This is a genomic window from Pseudomonas sp. 01L34, from assembly GCF_056400265.1.
In genome coordinates this window covers 381,409-398,212 of the sequence record NZ_JBFTSX010000007.1, presented here as the reverse complement: position 1 = coordinate 398,212, position 16,804 = coordinate 381,409, and the positions used below count along the sequence as shown (strand labels likewise).

At 60.7% G+C, this 16,804-nt stretch carries 11 protein-coding genes and 3 pseudogenes; 9 read left to right on the top strand and 5 right to left on the bottom strand.

The window, feature by feature from the left end; all coding sequences use genetic code 11:
* Nucleotides 1-37 precede the first annotated feature (37 nt).
* The 5 genes from AC1DQM_RS23525 to ydcS all read right to left on the bottom strand — a co-directional run bounded on the left by AC1DQM_RS23525 (nt 38) and on the right by ydcS (nt 5,840).
* Nucleotides 38-1,462 (bottom strand): gamma-aminobutyraldehyde dehydrogenase, encoded by a 1,425-nt coding sequence (locus AC1DQM_RS23525; protein ID WP_477746932.1) that lies wholly within the window; start codon nt 1,460-1,462, stop codon nt 38-40.
* A gap of 156 nt (nt 1,463-1,618) precedes the next feature.
* A complete protein-coding gene (locus tag AC1DQM_RS23520; RefSeq protein ID WP_019581623.1) occupies nt 1,619-2,443 on the bottom strand; it encodes an ABC transporter permease in 825 nt (274 codons plus the stop codon).
* Nucleotides 2,433-3,377, bottom strand: coding sequence for an ABC transporter permease (locus tag AC1DQM_RS23515; protein ID WP_019581622.1), 945 nt, complete (start codon nt 3,375-3,377; stop codon nt 2,433-2,435). Before AC1DQM_RS23515 ends, AC1DQM_RS23520 begins: the two co-directional genes overlap by 11 nt.
* Before the next feature lies 1 nt (nt 3,378).
* Nucleotides 3,379-4,416 carry an ABC transporter ATP-binding protein gene (locus AC1DQM_RS23510; protein ID WP_018926691.1) on the bottom strand — a complete coding sequence of 346 codons (1,038 nt, stop codon included), beginning with the start codon at nt 4,414-4,416 and terminating at the stop codon, nt 3,379-3,381.
* A 272-nt stretch (nt 4,417-4,688) separates the two neighbouring features.
* Entirely contained in the window at nt 4,689-5,840 is a 1,152-nt protein-coding gene (gene ydcS, locus AC1DQM_RS23505) for a putative ABC transporter substrate-binding protein YdcS (RefSeq protein ID WP_018926690.1), read from the bottom strand.
* A gap of 326 nt (nt 5,841-6,166) precedes the next feature.
* Here ydcS and AC1DQM_RS23500 point away from each other — a divergent pair.
* The 9 genes and pseudogenes from AC1DQM_RS23500 to cheB form a co-directional block, all read left to right on the top strand.
* Nucleotides 6,167-6,289: pseudogene (locus tag AC1DQM_RS23500) on the top strand (tellurite resistance TerB family protein); the annotation flags it as partial.
* Nucleotides 6,290-6,574: 285 nt separating this feature from the next.
* Nucleotides 6,575-8,989 carry a hypothetical protein gene (locus tag AC1DQM_RS23495; protein ID WP_477746931.1) on the top strand — a complete coding sequence of 805 codons (2,415 nt, stop codon included), beginning with the start codon at nt 6,575-6,577 and terminating at the stop codon, nt 8,987-8,989.
* Between the two features lie 202 nt (nt 8,990-9,191).
* Nucleotides 9,192-9,845, top strand: a pseudogene (locus AC1DQM_RS23490) (MCP four helix bundle domain-containing protein); the annotation flags it as partial.
* Nucleotides 9,819-10,994: pseudogene (locus tag AC1DQM_RS23485) on the top strand (methyl-accepting chemotaxis protein); the annotation flags it as partial. The pseudogenes AC1DQM_RS23490 and AC1DQM_RS23485, both read left to right, overlap by 27 nt.
* A complete protein-coding gene (locus AC1DQM_RS23480) occupies nt 10,994-11,530 on the top strand; it encodes a chemotaxis protein CheW (RefSeq protein WP_477746930.1) in 537 nt (178 codons plus the stop codon). The pseudogene AC1DQM_RS23485 and the gene AC1DQM_RS23480, both read left to right, overlap by 1 nt.
* Complete coding sequence (locus AC1DQM_RS23475) at nt 11,527-12,801, top strand: CheR family methyltransferase (protein ID WP_477746929.1); 1,275 nt, start codon at nt 11,527-11,529, stop codon at nt 12,799-12,801. Before AC1DQM_RS23480 ends, AC1DQM_RS23475 begins: the two co-directional genes overlap by 4 nt.
* A complete protein-coding gene (locus AC1DQM_RS23470; RefSeq protein WP_018926684.1) occupies nt 12,798-13,481 on the top strand; it encodes a chemotaxis protein CheW in 684 nt (227 codons plus the stop codon). The genes AC1DQM_RS23475 and AC1DQM_RS23470 overlap by 4 nt, the downstream gene beginning before the upstream one ends.
* The gene (locus AC1DQM_RS23465; RefSeq protein WP_477746928.1) at nt 13,478-15,784 is read left to right on the top strand and encodes a response regulator; all 2,307 of its coding nucleotides are present in this window, start codon (nt 13,478-13,480) and stop codon (nt 15,782-15,784) included. The genes AC1DQM_RS23470 and AC1DQM_RS23465 overlap by 4 nt, the downstream gene beginning before the upstream one ends.
* A complete protein-coding gene (gene cheB, locus AC1DQM_RS23460; protein WP_477746927.1) occupies nt 15,781-16,791 on the top strand; it encodes a chemotaxis-specific protein-glutamate methyltransferase CheB in 1,011 nt (336 codons plus the stop codon). Before AC1DQM_RS23465 ends, cheB begins: the two co-directional genes overlap by 4 nt.
* The last annotated feature ends 13 nt before the right edge of the window (nt 16,792-16,804 follow it).

The window sequence follows — 16,804 nt, the reverse complement described above, 5'->3', positions numbered from 1 at the left end:
TACAGGAGAACTGCCGCAGGCCGCGATCTTTTCGCTTTTAATGCTTGAACATCACATGCCTTACAACGGTGTAGTCCTCCAGCCCATACATCGACATGTCCTTGCCATAACCGGACAGTTTCTGACCACCGTGCGGCATTTCGCTGACCAGCATGAAGTGGGTGTTCACCCAGGTGCAGCCATACTGCAGGCGCGCAGACAGGCGATGGGCGCGGCCGACGTCCGAGGTCCAGACTGACGATGCCAGGCCGTACTCCGAGTCGTTGGCCCAGGCCAGCGCCTGCGCTTCATCGGTGAATCGGGTCACCGATACCACCGGCCCGAACACTTCGCGGCGCACGATCTCGTCGTCCTGTTGTGCGTCGGCCAGCACCGTCGGTTCAAAGAAGAAGCCATTGCCTTCCACTGGCTTGCCGCCGGTGATCAAACGAATGTGCGGTTGCGCCATGGCCCGCTCGACAAACCCGGTTACGCGGTCACGATGTTGGGCGCTGATCAATGGGCCCAGCTCCGTCGACGGATCATCCTGCAAGCCGTACTTGAGGCTGCTGACCGCGGCGCCGAGCTTCTCGACGAAGGTGTCATAGATGCCTGCCTGAGCGTAGATGCGGCAAGCGGCAGTACAGTCCTGCCCGGCGTTGTAGAAACCGAAGGTGCGAATGCCTTCCACGGCGGCGTCGATGTCGGCATCGTCGAAGATGATCACCGGCGCCTTGCCGCCCAGTTCCATGTGCATGCGTTTGACGCTGCCGGCGGTGCTGGAAATGATGTTCGAGCCGGTAGCGATGGAGCCGGTCAGCGACACCATGCGCACTTTCGGGTGGGTGACCAGTGGGGTGCCAACGGAAGGACCACGACCGAACACCAGGTTAAGCACACCCGCCGGGAAAATCTCCGACGCCAGTTCTGCCAGGCGCAGGGCGGTCAGCGGGGTTTGTTCCGACGGCTTGAGCACCACGGTATTACCGGCGGCCAGGGCTGGGGCGACTTTCCAGGCGAGCATCATCAGCGGGTAGTTCCATGGCGCGATGGAGGCAATCACGCCGACCGGGTCGCGGCGGATCATCGAGGTGTGGCCGTGCAAGTATTCACCTCCCAGCGCACCGCTCATGCAACGGCTGGCCCCGGCGAAGAATCGGAACACGTCGGCAATCGCCGGGATCTCGTCGTTCAGCGCGGCGCTGTAGGGTTTGCCGCAGTTGTCCGACTCCAGTTTGGCCAGCTCTTCGCCATGGGCTTCGATGATGTCGGCGAGTTTGAGCAGCAACAGCGAGCGTTCTTTCGGCGTGGTTTGCGACCAGCCTTCGAAGGCGCTATCGGCGGCGCGCACGGCGGCGTCGACCTGGGCTTCGCTGGCTTCGTTGATTTCCACCAGTACGCGACCGAGGGCCGGGTTGAACACGGCTTGGGCGGGGCCGTCGCCGGCGACCAGTTGGCCATTGATCAAGAGTTTGGTTTGCATGGCTTTGTCCTCCGAAGCTGTTGTTTTCCCTCTGTGGGAACCGAATCTCTGTAGGAGCGAGGCTTGCCCGCGAAGCTTTTGACGTCCTTGAGGACGCCTTCGGGCAAGCCTCGCTCCTACAGAATCCGCTTCCCACATTGGGAAATGAGTTGTCAGTTATTTTCCGCCACTACCCGCAACACTCTCCCCACCACGGGTCAGGTAATACGCGCCGAGAATCGGCAACATGGTCACCATCATGACCAGCATCGCCACGACGTTGGTCACCGGCACGTCCCGAGGGCGGCTGAGCTGGTTGAGCAGCCACAACGGCAAGGTGCGTTCGTGGCCGGCGGTGAAGGTGGTGACGATGATTTCGTCGAACGACAGGGCAAACGCCAGCATGCCGCCAGCCAGCAACGCCGAGCCGAGGTTCGGCAGGACGATGTAGCGGAAGGTCTGCCAGCCGTCGGCGCCGAGGTCCATCGACGCTTCGATCAAACTGTAGGACGTGCGGCGCAATCGGGCGATGACGTTGTTGTAGACGATCACCACGCAAAAGGTCGCATGACCGATCACGATGGTGAACACCCCCGGCTCGATCCCCAGGGTCTTGAAAGTCGCCAGCAGCGCGATCCCGGTGATGATCCCCGGCAGGGCAATCGGCAGGATCAGCATCAGCGAAATACCTTGCTTGCCGAAGAAGTCCCGCCGGTACAACGCCGCCGAGGCGAGGGTGCCGAGGATCAGCGCAATCAGCGTGGCGATGGCGGCGATCTGCAGCGACAGCTTGATCGCTTCCAGCACGTCGGGCCGCGAGAACGCCACGGCGATCCACTTCAGGGTGAAGCCCTTGGGCGGAAAGCTGAACGCCGCGTCTTCGGTGTTGAAGGCATAGAGGAAGATGATCAGGATCGGGAAGTGCAAGAACAGCAACCCGCCCCAGGCGGCGATGCGCAGGCCCAGGGATGCCCGGTCTTGAGAGGAAGCGTCAGAGCGCATCGAAGGCCCCCAGGCGTTTGACGATGGACAGGTAAATGGCGATCAGCACGATCGGCACCAGCGTGAAGGCCGCCGCCATCGGCATGTTGCCGATCGCCCCTTGCTGGGCGTAGACCATGCTGCCGACGAAGTAGCCCGGTGGGCCCACCAGTTGCGGCACGATGAAGTCGCCCAGTGTCAGTGAAAACGTGAAAATCGAACCGGCCGCGATCCCCGGAATCGACAGCGGCAGAATCACTTGCATGAAGGTCTGACGCGGCTTGGCGCCCAGATCCGCCGAAGCTTGCAGCAAGGACGGCGGCAGGCGTTCCAGTGACGCCTGGATCGGCAGGATCATGAACGGCAGCCAAATATAGACAAACACCATGAACCGCCCCAGGTGCGAGGTCGACAGGGTGCTGCCACCCACTCCCGGCATCCCGAGTACGAACTGCAACACCGGCTCCAGGTTCAGGTACTGAACGAACCACTGGGCCACGCCGCCCTTGGCCAGCAGCAAGGTCCAGGCATAGGCCTTGACGATGTAACTGGCCCACATCGGCATCATCACCGCGATGTAGAAAAACGCCTTGGTGTTGCCGCTGGTGTAGCGCGCCATGTAGTAGGCGATCGGGAACGCCACGATTGCACTGGCGATCGACACGACGATGGCCATGCTCAGGGTGCGCAGGATGATGTCGAAGTTCGATGGCTGGAACAGCGCTGCGAAGTTCGCCAGGGTCAGGTCGGGGGTGACCGTCATGGTGAAGTCATCGAAGGTGTAGAAGCCTTGCCACAGCAGAGTCAGCAGCGAGCCGAGGTAGATGGCGCCAAACCACAGCAACGGCGGCACCAGCAGCAGCGACAGATACAGGTTCGGCCGCCGGTACAGCAAGTTGGAAAACCGGCGTAGCGGCGAGCCGTTGGCCGGGGTTCGAGAGATCACACTGTCCATCTCATACCCCGCCTACAACATTGTCGTGCAGCGGGATCATCGCCTCGCGCGCCCAGCGAGCGCTGATGCGTTGCCCGGGCTGATGTTGCGCACTGACGTCCAGCCACTGGACGTTGGCCTGGCTGATGTTCAGGGTCTGGCCGTTTTCCAGTTTCAGTTCATAGCGGGTGGCGCTGCCCTGATACTGGATGTCATGAAGCACGCCGCTGACTTCTATTTCATGGCTGGCCAGCGGCCCTTCGGCGAAACGCACGTGTTCCGGGCGGATCGAAAACGGCTGAGGATTGCCGCTCAACTGCCGGGCCAGATCACCGCGTATCACATTGGACGTGCCGACGAATTCGGCGACGAAGGTGGTTGTCGGTTTCATATAGAGGTGGCGCGGCGTGTCGACCTGTTCGATACGCCCCTTGTTGAACACCGCCACGCGGTCGGACATCGACAACGCTTCGGTCTGGTCGTGGGTGACGAAGATAAAGGTGATGCCGAGCTGACGTTGCAGCTTCTTCAGTTCGCCTTGCATTTGCTCGCGCAGCTTCAGGTCGAGGGCGCCCAAGGGTTCGTCGAGCAACAACACGCGAGGGCGATTGACCAGCGCGCGAGCCAGGGCCACACGCTGGCGTTGGCCGCCCGACAGCTGCACCGGTTTGCGCTCGCCGTAGCCGTTGAGGGCGACCATGTCGAGGGCTTCTTCGGCGCGTTTGTGGCGTTCGGTCTTGCCGACGCCTTTGACTTTCAAACCGTAGGCGACGTTGTCGAGTACGTTCATGTGCGGGAACAGCGCGTAATCCTGGAACACGGTGTTCACGTCGCGCTGATACGGCGGCAGCCCGGCGGCCTCCAAGCCATGGATGCGGATGGAGCCGGTGCTCGGCTGTTCGAAACCGGCGATCAGGCGCAGGCAGGTGGTTTTACCCGAACCAGAAGGGCCCAGCAGGGAAAAGAACTCGCCGTCCTGGATGTCGATGGAAACCCGGTCAACGGCCTTCACCTCACCGAACTGACGGGAAACGTTGGTGAACTGGACTGCAAGCGTCATGGATACGGTGCTCCCAAAAAGCGGGGGCCCATCACAGCGGCCCCTGCCTGGACTTCTGAAAAAGCTGAATCGGTGTGCTTTTTTAGCTGGAATGCTCACTGTGGCGAGGGGGCTTGTCGGACCGCCGCACCGCCCCATTGGGCTGCGTAGCAGCCCTGAAAAGGAGAGCGCGGTTTATCTGTTAGACCGCGGTGACTGGTTCCAGGGCGGCTTCGCCACCCAACGGGGGCAAGCCCCCTCGCCATAAAGCACCCTCGCCACAAGGGGGTGTATTACCTGCCTCCCATAATCGCGATGTAGTCCTGGGTCCAACGGCTATAAGGCACGTACTTGCCACCCTCAGCCTGCGGGGTTTTCCAGAAGGCGATCTTGTCGAACTGGTCGAAACCGTTGGTCTTGCACCCCTCGGCCCCCAGCAGTTCGCTTGCCTTGCACGCCGCCGGGACCGCCGGCAGCGAGCCGAACCAGGCGGACACATCACCCTGGACCTTCGGCGTCAGCGACCAGTCCATCCATTTGTAAGCACAGTTCGGGTGCTTGGCTTCGGCGTGCATCATGGTGGTGTCGGCCCACCCGGTGGCGCCTTCTTTGGGGATGGTCGAGGCGACTGGCTGTTTCTCGTTCATCAGGCCGTTGACCTGATACGGCCAGGAACTGGAAGCCACCACGCCTTCGTTCTTGAAGTCACTCATCTGCACGGTGGTGTCGTGCCAGTAGCGGTGGATCAACTTTTGCTGGGCGCGCAGCAGGTCGAGAACGGCCTTGTACTGTTTTTCGTCGAGCAGGTAAGGGTCCTTGATGCCCAGTTCCGGCTTGGCGGTTTTCAGGTACAGCGCCGCGTCCGCGATGTAGATCGGGCCGTCATACGCCTGCACGCGGCCCTTGTTGGATTTGCCGTCGGGCAGCTTCTGCTCTTCGAGTATCACGCTCCAACTGGTCGGCGGCTGTTTGAACACGTTGGTGTTGTACATGAGCACATTCGGCCCCCATTGGTACGGGGTGCCATAGGTTTGCTTGTCGACCACGTACCACGGCCCATCCTTCAGGCGCGGATCGAGATTCTTCCAGTTGGGGATCAATGCGGTGTTGATCGGCTGGACGCGCTTACCGGCGATCAAGCGCAGGGAGGCATCGCCGGACGCCGTCACCAGGTCGTAACCGCCCTTGGCCATCAGGCTGACCATCTCATCGGATGTGCCGGCCGTCTTGACGTTGACCTTGCAGCCGGTTTCCTTCTCGAAAGCGCTGACCCAGTCGTAGGCCTTGTCGCTTTCGCCCCGTTCGATATAGCCGGGCCAGGCAACGATATCCAGCTGACCTTCGCCGGCACCGACGGCTTTCAGCGGTTCGGCGGCCTGCAGGCTGGCGCTGGCCAGAAGCGCCGTGGCGATTGCACTGAGCAGTGCGGTCTTGTGTTCGAACATGGGGTTTCCCTCTTCTTTAATTAGGGTCGGGACAGCGTTGAACGGGGTAGTTCGCCACGAGTGGCTTGTTATTAGCGTAGTGCGCTTTGTGGGAGCCTGACCGAGGCCGGGCTGTGTCATGGGTTTATCCAGACTAGTGCCCGATGTCACGGTCGACAAATCCCCGGGGCTGCATTCGATGAAATAGATTGTGTGGGTGCGTTACCGACTGTTTATCGAGATATGAGCAACATCTGGAAGCACTCTCGCGAAGAGGAACCGGGCACTTTCAATCCAGGCTGGTGGCCTTAATGATCCGGTTAACCCGATTTCGTGGAGGCGGTAAAATGAATATCCGTGGATTGCTCGATCAACTGCTCAAGTCCGGTCGGGATCTGTTGCAGAACAAGGCCGGTGGCACGCAGAACAAATCATCCAGCGGTGGGTTGGGCGGTTTGCTCGGCGGCAGTTGAAGCTGGAGCCGGGGTTGAAGGCCGAGTTGGAGACGCAGGTGCGGCAGGCTTCTATGTAAACGTAAGCAGCACCTTTAACGATCCTCAAACAAAACCCGCCACCTCTTGTTGAGGTGGCGGGTTTTGTTGTTTCAGCACTTTTTTCGGATGCCGTTCCGATTTACCGTTTGTCTGGAATAGACCTTTACCTGTTATTTCTGACAGTAGCCAAATCTACGGCTCAATGGCCTGATGTCGCTTATCAGGCCGCTGTTCGCGACCAGCAGACAAGGAGCGTATGTGATGGGTGACGATCTCTCGATGACAGCTGAAAATAATGTCCTGCAAGATTATTCACCGTCTATTCCGGGGGCTACAGCGGATGTCAAAAGCGAAAACTCTGGTGCGGGGAAACCTCTGGTCGGTGTTCCCCTCAGGCTGACCGAGAGCGGGAGGCTTCGTGTTGTCGTTGATCCCCCTATCGATCAGCCAGGCAACCCTGTTACGGCAGTCATTCTTTTTCTCAATGGGGTGAAAGTTGATGTCGAGGCTGAGATTGATGAGCAACTTCGGCGCAGTTTTTGGGTGCCTAAAGCACTACTGCGTGAGGGGCTTCAGCGGTTCACTTATTCAGTAACGCGTCTGAGTGGTAATAGCAGTGAGTCAGCGGCGCTCTTTTGTGAATACAGTCAGCATCGCCCTGCCGGGAGGGACGTCGACCCTCGCGATAACTACCACGACGGCCTGGGTATCGAAGTGCCAGAAGACATTGGGCCAAATGAAGTCAAGAAGGGTGTTTGGGTCACTGTTTCTTACCTTTTCATGAAGCTCCACGATGTCATCACTCTCAAGTGCAATGGGGTTGAAGTCAGACGCGTGGTCGGTGTTTCGGACGATCCACAAGAACCGGATGTGGTCGGCAGCCCTATCAAGATTCGGGTCAGCAAGGACGTGTTCGAAGAGGCCGGGAGTCATCCGGCTTTCCTGTTTGTGTACACGGTCAGGGATCAGTTGGAAAACTACACTGAAAGATCGCTCTGGTCCAAGGGGGTTGAGCGGGACATTGACCTTATGGAGAAACAACTGGCGGGGCCGGACTTGATTGAAGACCCCAATGACGAGAGCGACGACGCTGACACCATCGACCCCGTCAAAGTGAACAGAACACAGTTTCTCCATGCACGGGTACACGCGTTCAAAGGGCTTTTTGAAGCCAAGGATGTTATCCAGGGCAATTATGTTTGCGTGCCACTTACAGGTTCGTCGGTGACAGATAATCCGCAGGTGACTGTCGGCAGAGTGCCATCGACTTATTTGTTGAAAATACCCGCGAGCAAGGTTTTCCCGGGCGGGCAGGTACAAATGACTTGCGAACTGATCAGAAACGGCATGGTGATCGCCAGCTCCTATAACACCAAAGCGCGTGTGCTCAGGGGAGGCGAGGGTGTTTTGCCTGTGCCGACGGTACAAGTGGTCGAGGGCGGTGTTCTTTCACCGGGTAAAAACCTCGAAGGCGCCAACGGGCGTGTCGAGCTGATCGGGTTTCTTCCGGGAGATCAGGCCAAACTGGTGGTCAAGGGCGCGTCGGGCGCAGGGTCACCCAAGTTTGGATTTAAGCCGTTCAATTCCAACTCACGGGCCAACTTCAAGCTCGACACAAAATTCATCAGTGCCAATATCGGGCGCCAAGTCGAATTCTCATGGACTCTGCTGCGCAACGGCAACGAGACCGTCTCCGAGTCATTGATTGTCACCGTAGAAAAGTACAAAGAACAGGATCCGAACTTTCCGGCGCCTGAAGTTGCAGAGGCGAATGGGCGCGATTTGGATACCCGTTCGTTCGTCGGGGATGCTCATGTTGCGGTCGTGCCCTGGTCATTTATCGATATCGGCCAACCGTATACGCTGGATGCCAGCGGAACCGACAGCAATGGCAACTCCGTCACGATCCCGATTACCAGTGGAAAAGAAACAACGGCGACGGAGGTAGAAAAGGGCTTGCAAATACCTTTGTTGCGTCAAAAACTGCTGAAACTCAGGAACGGCAGTGAGCTGACGATTCGGGCAAAAGTCGACCTGCACCCCAACGAAAACGAACAGACGATCGTGACCTTCCCGCTGCAAAGTTACGCGGTCACTACCCTGGCACTGCAGACGCCGAATATCACGTCACTGAAGGACAGCAAGGGGGAGATCAAAGAAGGGGGCTACACCACCGATATTCGCGTCACCGTGACTGTCGCGTCGAGTCCGAAACTTGAAGTGCAGATTCTGGATGGCAAAACGTCTGTCAGCAGGCAGTTTGCCAATGACCAGGGTATTTCGACCCATACCGTCACGGGGCTGGGTTTGACGAGCCATCGTCTTGTGGCCAGAACTGTTTACGGGCCTCAGCCGGAGTCTGCCCCTCGTACGTTTACAGTGCTGGCTCCGTTAAAAGCTCCAACCATCTCTTACGTTCTGTTTCAAGGAAGTTACGTTCCTTCGGGGGGTAACGCGAATAATTGGGTCACGTTCTTCGGTACTTGCGATGCTCGTCCCTATGCGCGAACAGTATTACTGACTACTGAGGCAGGTGGTGGATACCAGTTTGGCATACCGGCCAATCATACGACCTGGAATCAACTCGCCTGGCTTGGTCGCGGATATCGCTACCACCGTTTGGTCGATATCGAGTCGAATCTGTCCTCTAACGTCCATGCCGTTAACTGGCAGTGAGCGTCAGCGGCTTTAACGGGGCGCAGCTTTTCGGAAGCTCCTTCAGATCGCGTTTATCCGTTAGGAACGGGTGCACGCGATCGGCATAGGAGCTGCCGAAGGCTGCGATCTTTTTGCTTACAAACGACGCCGTCCTGGAGGCTGCGTCGGTGGCGAAGGGGGCTTGCCCCATTAGGTGGCGAAGCCGCCCCAAAATTTACAGATGCGGTTATTCAGACAAACCGCATTGGCCGGGTTTGCGACTGCTGCGCAGCCGAACGGGGGCAAGCCCCTCGCCACAAATGTTCGTCAGGAACCGCCTTATCGTTCTTCGCGAGCAAGCCCGCTCCCACAGACCCTCGGCTATACTCCCCCGCAATTTGATCCGCACCGAGGACTGACTGTGAAGAACTGGACGTTGCGCCAACGCATTTTGGCGAGCTTTGCGGTAATTATCGCAATCATGCTGCTGATGGTTGTGGTGTCTTTTTCTCGGCTGATGAAGATCGACGCCGGCGCAGAATCGGTTCGCACCGATGCGGTCCCGGGGGTGTATTACAGTTCGATGATCCGCGGTGCGTGGGTCGACAGTTTTAACCTCACCCAACAGCTTGTCGGCCTTTCCGGGCATCGCGAAATGACCGTCGCCGACCAGACCATGTACAAAAGTTTCGAAGAGCGCTTGAACGAGCAAATAGCCAACTACCGTAAAACCATTTTCACGGAGGACGATCGGGCTCTGTTCGAGGAGTTCGAAGTGCGTCATCAGCTCTACAACAAAGAGATGAACAACGTTATCGATCTCTATCAGCGCAAAGAGTACGACCAGGCGGTGCTTGCCCTGGAGCAAAAACTGACGCCGGCCTGGGTCAATGGGCGCAAGCAATTGAACAGCCTTCTTGAAAATAATCACGCCCTGGCTGAACAATCCACGCTGGCCATCAGTGACGCGGTGACGGCCGCCAAAATCAGCATGGGCGTCTCTTTGCTGGTGGCAGTCATCGTCGCCGGCCTCTGCGGCCTGCTGTTGATGCGCGCGATCATGGCGCCGATGAATCGCATTGTGGATATCCTCGAAGTCATGCGCACCGGCGATCTCAGCAGTCGCCTGAATCTGGATCGCAAGGACGAATTCGGCGCGGTGGAAACCGGCTTCAACGCCATGATGACCGAGCTCACCTCGTTGGTATCCCAGGCCCAGCGCTCCTCGGTGCAGGTCACCACGTCGGTCACCGAAATCGCCGCGACCTCCAAGCAGCAACAGGCCACCGCCACCGAAACCGCGGCCACCACCACCGAAATCGGTGCGACATCCCGTGAAATTGCCGCCACCTCGCGCGACCTGGTGCGCACCATGACCGAAGTCTCCACCGCCGCCGACCAGGCTTCGGTGCTGGCCGGTTCTGGTCAGCAAGGCCTGGCGCGCATGGAAGACACCATGCACTCGGTGATGGGCGCGGCAGATCTGGTGAACGCCAAGCTGGCGATCCTCAACGAGAAGGCCGGCAACATCAACCAGGTGGTGGTGACCATCGTGAAGGTCGCTGACCAGACCAACCTGTTGTCCCTGAACGCCGCGATCGAAGCCGAGAAGGCCGGCGAGTATGGTCGCGGGTTTGCCGTGGTCGCCACCGAAGTGCGACGTCTGGCAGACCAGACCGCCGTGGCCACCTACGACATCGAGCAGATGGTGCGCGAGATCCAGTCGGCGGTGTCGGCCGGGGTCATGGGCATGGACAAGTTCTCTGAGGAAGTGCGCCGCGGCATGTCCGAGGTGCAGCAGGTGGGCGAGCAGCTGTCGCAGATCATTCATCAGGTCCAGGCGCTGGCGCCACGGGTGTTGATGGTCAACGAAGGCATGCAGGCCCAGGCCACCGGCGCCGAGCAGATCAACCACGCGCTGGTGCAATTGGGCGATGCCAGCAGCCAGACGGTTGAGTCCCTGCGCCAGGCCAGTTTCGCCATCGACGAACTGAGCCAGGTGGCCGTGGGGCTGCGTGGCGGTGTCTCGCGATTCAAAGTCTGATGAGCGAACTTACGGCCAGGCGCGGCGTGGCGATGCCGGCGAAGCAGTCGTTGTTTCTGGTGTTCCGCATCGGCAGCGAGCGCTACGCCTTGCAGGCCATCGAGGTGGCCGAAGTGCTGCCGCAACTGCCGTTGAAACCCATTCCCCGGGCGCCAGACTGGGTGGCGGGGGTGTTCGCCTGGCGCGGCGCGGTGGTGCCGGTGATCGACCTCAGCGCGCTGACGTTTGGCCAACCGGCCCAGGCCCGCACCAGCACGCGGCTGGTGTTGGTGCACTATCGGCCGGATGAGGCAACGCCTGCGCAATTGCTCGGGCTGATTCTGGAGCAGGTCACCGACACGTTGCGCTGCAACCCGGCGGACTTTCAGCCTTATGGCCTGGACAATCGCCAGGCGCCGTATCTCGGCCCGGTGCGCGAAGATGCCCAGGGGCTGCTGCAATGGGTGCGGGTTGCCGATTTACTGGATGCACAGGTTCGCGCCTTATTGTTTCCCTCGCCGCCGCTGGACCTGGCGCAGTTTGAGGAGCAGGGATGAGCAGCGATCAACGGTTTTTCGATTTTCTCAAGGAGCGTATCGGCCTGGATGTCGGCTCGGTCGGCCCGGCGATCATTGAGCGCGCGGTGCGCCAGCGCATTACGGCGGTTCGGGCGCGGACGGCCGATGAGTACTGGCACACTTTGCTGGGCTCGCGCGACGAACAGCAGGCGCTGATCGAAGCGGTGATCGTCCCCGAAACCTGGTTTTTCCGTTACCCGGAATCCTTCGCCACGCTGGCGAAGCTGGCGGCCAAGCGGCTGGCGGCGATCAACAACATGCGCGCCCTGCGGATTCTCAGCTTGCCGTGTTCTACCGGTGAAGAACCGTACTCGATCGCCATGGCATTGCTTGATGCGGGGCTGGCGCCGCACCAGTTCAAGGTCGACGGCATGGACGTCAGCCCGCTGTCGGTGGAAAAGGCCAGGCTCGCGCTGTACGGCAAGAATTCGTTTCGAGGCCAGGACCTCGAGTTTCGCGAGCGCCACTTCACCGCTGAACACGATAGCTATCGCCTCAGCGGGCGCGTGCTCGAACAGGTGCGTCTACAGGTCGGTAACCTGCTGGATCCGACCTTGCTGGTCAACGAGCCGCCCTATGACTTCGTGTTCTGTCGCAACCTGCTGATTTATTTCGACCAGCCGACCCAGCAGCAAGTGTTCGAAGTGCTCAAGCGCCTGACTCACGTCGATGGCGTGCTATTTATCGGCCCGGCCGAGGGCAGTCTGCTCGGCCGTTTCGGCATGCGCTCGATCGGTATCCCGCAGTCGTTTGCCTTCAGTCGCCAGAGCGCGCTCGAGCCGCCTGCGACCTTCGCGCCGATGTCGCTGCCAGTGCAGCAACCATTGCGCAGCGTGACTCCGCCGCCTGTGCGCAGTCGGCCTTTTGCGACGGTCGTGCCGATGCCTCAGGCTGTCGCCATCCCTTCGGCCACTTCTTCGGACGCCGCCACGCTGTTGGCGAATATCGCCGCGCTGGCCAATGAAGGCAAAAGTGCCGAGGCCCGCTCCGCATGCGAAAGTTATTTGCGCAGTCACGAACCGGTGGCCCAAGTGTTCTATTGGCTGGGGCTGCTCAGCGATGTCGCCGGCAGTGCCCTGGAGGCCCAGGGTTTTTATCGCAAGGCGTTGTACCTCGAACCGCAACACCCCGACGCGTTGATGCACCTGGCTGCCTTGTTGCAATCCCAGGGCGACACGGCGGGTGCCAGACGATTGCAGGCCCGCGCCGCCCGCAGCGAGCGCGCCGCTGACAGTGAGCGTAAACGATGAACGCCTCCGACACCTTGAGCGTCACCCATGAAGATGCCCAGGCCATCGACGACTGCTGGAACCGCATCGGTATCCACGGCGATCAGTCCTGCCCGCTGCTGAGCGAGCACATTCATTGCCGCAATTGCGCGGTGTATTCGGCTGCCGCCACGCGCTTGCTCGACCGTTACGCCTTGTCGCAGGGCGACCGTGGGCAAATCTCCACGGTAGCCGAGAGCGAGGTGAAAACCCGTTCGCTGCTGATGTTTCGCCTCGGCGAAGAGTGGCTGGGCCTGGCCACTCGCAGCCTGGTCGAAGTGGCGCCGCTGCAAGCGATCCATTCCTTGCCGCACCAGCGTTCCCGGGCATTGCTCGGCGTGGCGAATGTGCGCGGTGCCTTGGTGGCGTGCCTGTCTTTGGTGGAGCTGTTGGGGCTCGACGACACCAGTAGCGTGGCGCCCGGCGCGCGGGTAACGCCGCGGATGCTGATCATCGCCGCCCACGGCGGGCCGGTGGTGGTGCCGGTGGACGAAGTGGACGGGATTCACGCCATCGACGAGCGCATTCTCGATGCCGCGTCCCAGTCCGGCACCCAGGCCAGCGCCAAATACACCCGCGGCGTCTTGCCATTCAAAGGTCGCAGCCTGCGTTGGCTGGATGAAGAGCAGCTGCTGTCTGCCGTGACCCGGAGCCTCACATGACCCCCGACCAAATGCGTGACGCCTCCTTGCTGGAGCTGTTCAGCCTGGAAGCCGAGGCCCAGACCCTGGTGCTGAGCGCCGGTCTGCTGGCGCTGGAGCGCGATCCGACCCAGGCCGATTACCTCGAGTCGTGCATGCGCGCGGCCCATTCGCTCAAGGGCGCGGCGCGGATTGTAGGCGTCGATGCCGGGGTCAGCGTCGCCCACGTGATGGAGGATTACCTGGTCAGCGCCCAGGAAGGGCGCCTGTACCTGCGACCCGAACACATTGATGCGCTGTTGCAGGGCACCGATCTGCTGATGCGGATTGCGACGCCGAACAATGCTCCGGCGCCTGCGGATATCGACGCTTACGTTGTTTTGATGGGACGGCTGCTTGAGCACATGGCGACTGTTCCCATCGCGCTGCCGATGGCAGAACCTCAGCTCGAACCGTCGACACCCAGGGTCGAGCCGCCCGTTCGTGCCGCCGAAACACCCGTCGAAACACTCATTGAAACACCTCAGGCAGAGCCCGCTGAGCCTGCGTCCAAGACCAGGCGCGCCACCGACACTGGCGAGCGCGTATTGCGTGTCACGGCCGAGCGCTTGAACAGCCTGCTCGACCTGTCGAGTAAATCCCTGGTGGAAACCCAGCGCCTCAAGCCGCACCTGGCCACCATGCAGCGCCTTAAACGCATGCAGAGCAATGGCCTGCGGGCGCTGGAAAGCCTCAACGTTCATCTCAAGGACTATGCCTTGAGCCTCGAAGCCCAGGAAGCCTTGGGCGATGCCCGCCGATTGCTGGCCGAGTCCCAGCAATTGCTGGTGGAAAAAAACGCCGAACTGGACGAGTTCGCCTGGCACGCCAGTCAGCGCGCACAAGTGTTGTATGACACCGCGCTGGCCTGTCGCATGCGGCCGTTCGCCGACGTGCTGAGCGGTCAAGTACGCATGGTCCGCGATCTTGGGCGCGACCTTGGCAAACAGGTGCGGCTGGAGATCGAGGGCGACAAGACCCAAGTCGACCGAGACGTACTGGAAAAGCTCGAAGCGCCGCTGACACACCTGCTGCGCAATGCGGTGGATCATGGCATCGAAACCCCGGAACAGCGACGCTTGGCGGGCAAGCCGGAGGAAGGCGTGATCCGTTTGCGAGCCTCCCATCAGGCCGGTCTGCTGGTGCTGGAGCTGAGCGATGATGGCAATGGCGTCGACCTGGAAAAGGTCCGCCGCACGATCGTCGAGCGGCAGTTATCCCCAGCCGAGACTGCCGCGCAGTTGAGCGAAGAAGAGCTGCTGACGTTCCTGTTTCTGCCGGGTTTCAGCCTGCGCGACACGGTCACCGAAGTGTCCGGGCGCGGCGTCGGGCTGGATGCGGTTCAGCACATGGTCCGGCAGTTGCGCGGCGCCGTGGTGCTGGAGCAGACGGCGGGCGCGGGCAGTCGTTTCCATCTTGAAGTGCCGCAGACGCTGTCGGTGGTGCGCAGTCTGGTGGTGGAAGTCGGTGACGAGGCGTATGCCTTCCCGCTGGCGCACATCGAGCGCATGTGCGACCTGGAGCCGGAAGACATCGTGCAGGTCGAAGGCCGGCAGCACTTTTGGTACGAAGGCCGGCATGTCGGGCTGGTCGCCGCCAGTCAGCTGTTGCATCGGCCGGCGAGCCAGAACAGCGCGCAGACCCTCAAAGTCGTGGTCATGCGCGAGCGCGAGGCGATCTACGGGGTGGCGGTCGAGCGGTTTATCGGCGAGCGGACGCTGGTGGTGCTGCCGCTGGACGAGCGTCTGGGCAAGGTACAGGACATTTCCGCCGGGGCTTTGCTCGACGACGGCTCAGTGGTGCTGATCGTCGACGTCGAAGACATGCTGCGTTCGGTGGACAAACTGCTCAATACCGGGCGTCTGGAGCGCATTGCCCGGCACGCCAATCAGGCCGTTGAGGCCGCGCGCAAACGGATTCTGGTGGTGGATGATTCGCTGACCGTTCGTGAGTTGCAGCGCAAGTTGCTGCTCAATCGCGGCTACGACGTCGCCGTGGCGGTGGACGGTATGGATGGCTGGAATGCCCTGCGTTCGGAGGATTTCGATCTGCTGATCACCGACATCGACATGCCGCGCATGGACGGCATCGAGCTGGTGTCTTTATTGCGTCGCGACAATCGCCTGCAATCGCTGCCGGTGATGGTGGTGTCCTACAAGGACCGCGAAGAAGACCGTCGTCGTGGACTGGACGCCGGCGCCGACTATTATCTAGCCAAGGCCAGTTTTCATGATGACGCCTTACTGGATGCAGTCGTTGAGCTCATTGGAGGGGCGCGAACATGAAAATCGCCATCGTCAACGACATGCCCATGGCGGTAGAGGCCTTGCGCCGCGCCCTGGCGTTCGAACCGGCACACGAGGTGGTCTGGGTTGCCAGCAACGGGGCCGAGGCGGTGCAACGTTGCACCGAATACACCCCGGATCTGATCCTGATGGACTTGATCATGCCGTTGATGGACGGCGTGGAAGCGACCCGGCGGATCATGGCCGAGACCCCGTGCGCGATCGTCATCGTCACCGTCGACCGTCAGCAGAACGTTCACCGGGTGTTCGAAGCCATGGGCTACGGCGCACTGGATGTGGTCGATACCCCGGCGCTGGGCGCTGGTAACCCTCAGGAAGCCGCTGCGCCGCTGCTGCGCAAGATCCTCAACATTGGCTGGTTGATCGGTGCCCACAGCAATCGGGAGCGATCGGCACCGAGCCCGCACCGCAACTCGGCCTCGCGCCAGCACCTGGTGGCGATCGGTTCATCCGCTGGCGGGCCGGCGGCGCTGGAAGTGCTGCTCAAGGGCCTGCCCCGGGATTTTTCGGCGGCCATCGTGCTGGTCCAGCATGTGGATCAGGTGTTCGCCGCCGGCATGGCCGAATGGCTGGCCAGCGCCAGCGGCCTGGACGTGCGCCTGGCCCAGGAAGGTGAACCGCCGCAAAGCGGCACGATCCTGCTGGCCGGTACCAATCACCATATCCGCTTGCTGAAAAACGGCACGCTGGCCTACACCGCCGAACCGGTCAACGAGATCTATCGGCCTTCGATCGATGTGTTTTTCGAGAGTGTGGCCAGTTACTGGAGCGGTGACGCCGTGGGCGTTCTGCTGACCGGTATGGGGCGTGACGGCGCCCAGGGGCTTAAACTCATGCGCCAACAGGGCTACCTGACCATCGCTCAGGACCAGAACAGCAGTGCCGTGTACGGAATGCCCAAGGCGGCCGCAGCCATCGACGCTGCCGTGGAAATCCGCCCGCTGGACAAGATAGCGCCACGTTTGCTGGAGATTTTCCAAAAATGACTATCATTAGCAG

Excerpts from the sequence above, each read along its gene's own strand:
- ydcS (WP_018926690.1), bottom strand. The coding sequence starts at position 5,840 with ATGTTCGAACACAAGACCGCACTGCTCAGTGCAATCGCCACGGCGCTT.
- cheB (WP_477746927.1), top strand. The coding sequence starts at position 15,781 with ATGAAAATCGCCATCGTCAACGACATGCCCATGGCGGTAGAGGCCTTG.
- AC1DQM_RS23475 (WP_477746929.1), top strand. The coding sequence starts at position 11,527 with ATGAGCAGCGATCAACGGTTTTTCGATTTTCTCAAGGAGCGTATCGGC.
- AC1DQM_RS23525 (WP_477746932.1), bottom strand. The coding sequence starts at position 1,462 with ATGCAAACCAAACTCTTGATCAATGGCCAACTGGTCGCCGGCGACGGC.
- AC1DQM_RS23515 (WP_019581622.1), bottom strand. The coding sequence starts at position 3,377 with ATGGACAGTGTGATCTCTCGAACCCCGGCCAACGGCTCGCCGCTACGC.
- AC1DQM_RS23480 (WP_477746930.1), top strand. The coding sequence starts at position 10,994 with ATGAGCGAACTTACGGCCAGGCGCGGCGTGGCGATGCCGGCGAAGCAG.
- AC1DQM_RS23495 (WP_477746931.1), top strand. The coding sequence starts at position 6,575 with ATGGGTGACGATCTCTCGATGACAGCTGAAAATAATGTCCTGCAAGAT.
- AC1DQM_RS23510 (WP_018926691.1), bottom strand. The coding sequence starts at position 4,416 with ATGACGCTTGCAGTCCAGTTCACCAACGTTTCCCGTCAGTTCGGTGAG.
- AC1DQM_RS23465 (WP_477746928.1), top strand. The coding sequence starts at position 13,478 with ATGACCCCCGACCAAATGCGTGACGCCTCCTTGCTGGAGCTGTTCAGC.
- AC1DQM_RS23470 (WP_018926684.1), top strand. The coding sequence starts at position 12,798 with ATGAACGCCTCCGACACCTTGAGCGTCACCCATGAAGATGCCCAGGCC.
- AC1DQM_RS23520 (WP_019581623.1), bottom strand. The coding sequence starts at position 2,443 with ATGCGCTCTGACGCTTCCTCTCAAGACCGGGCATCCCTGGGCCTGCGC.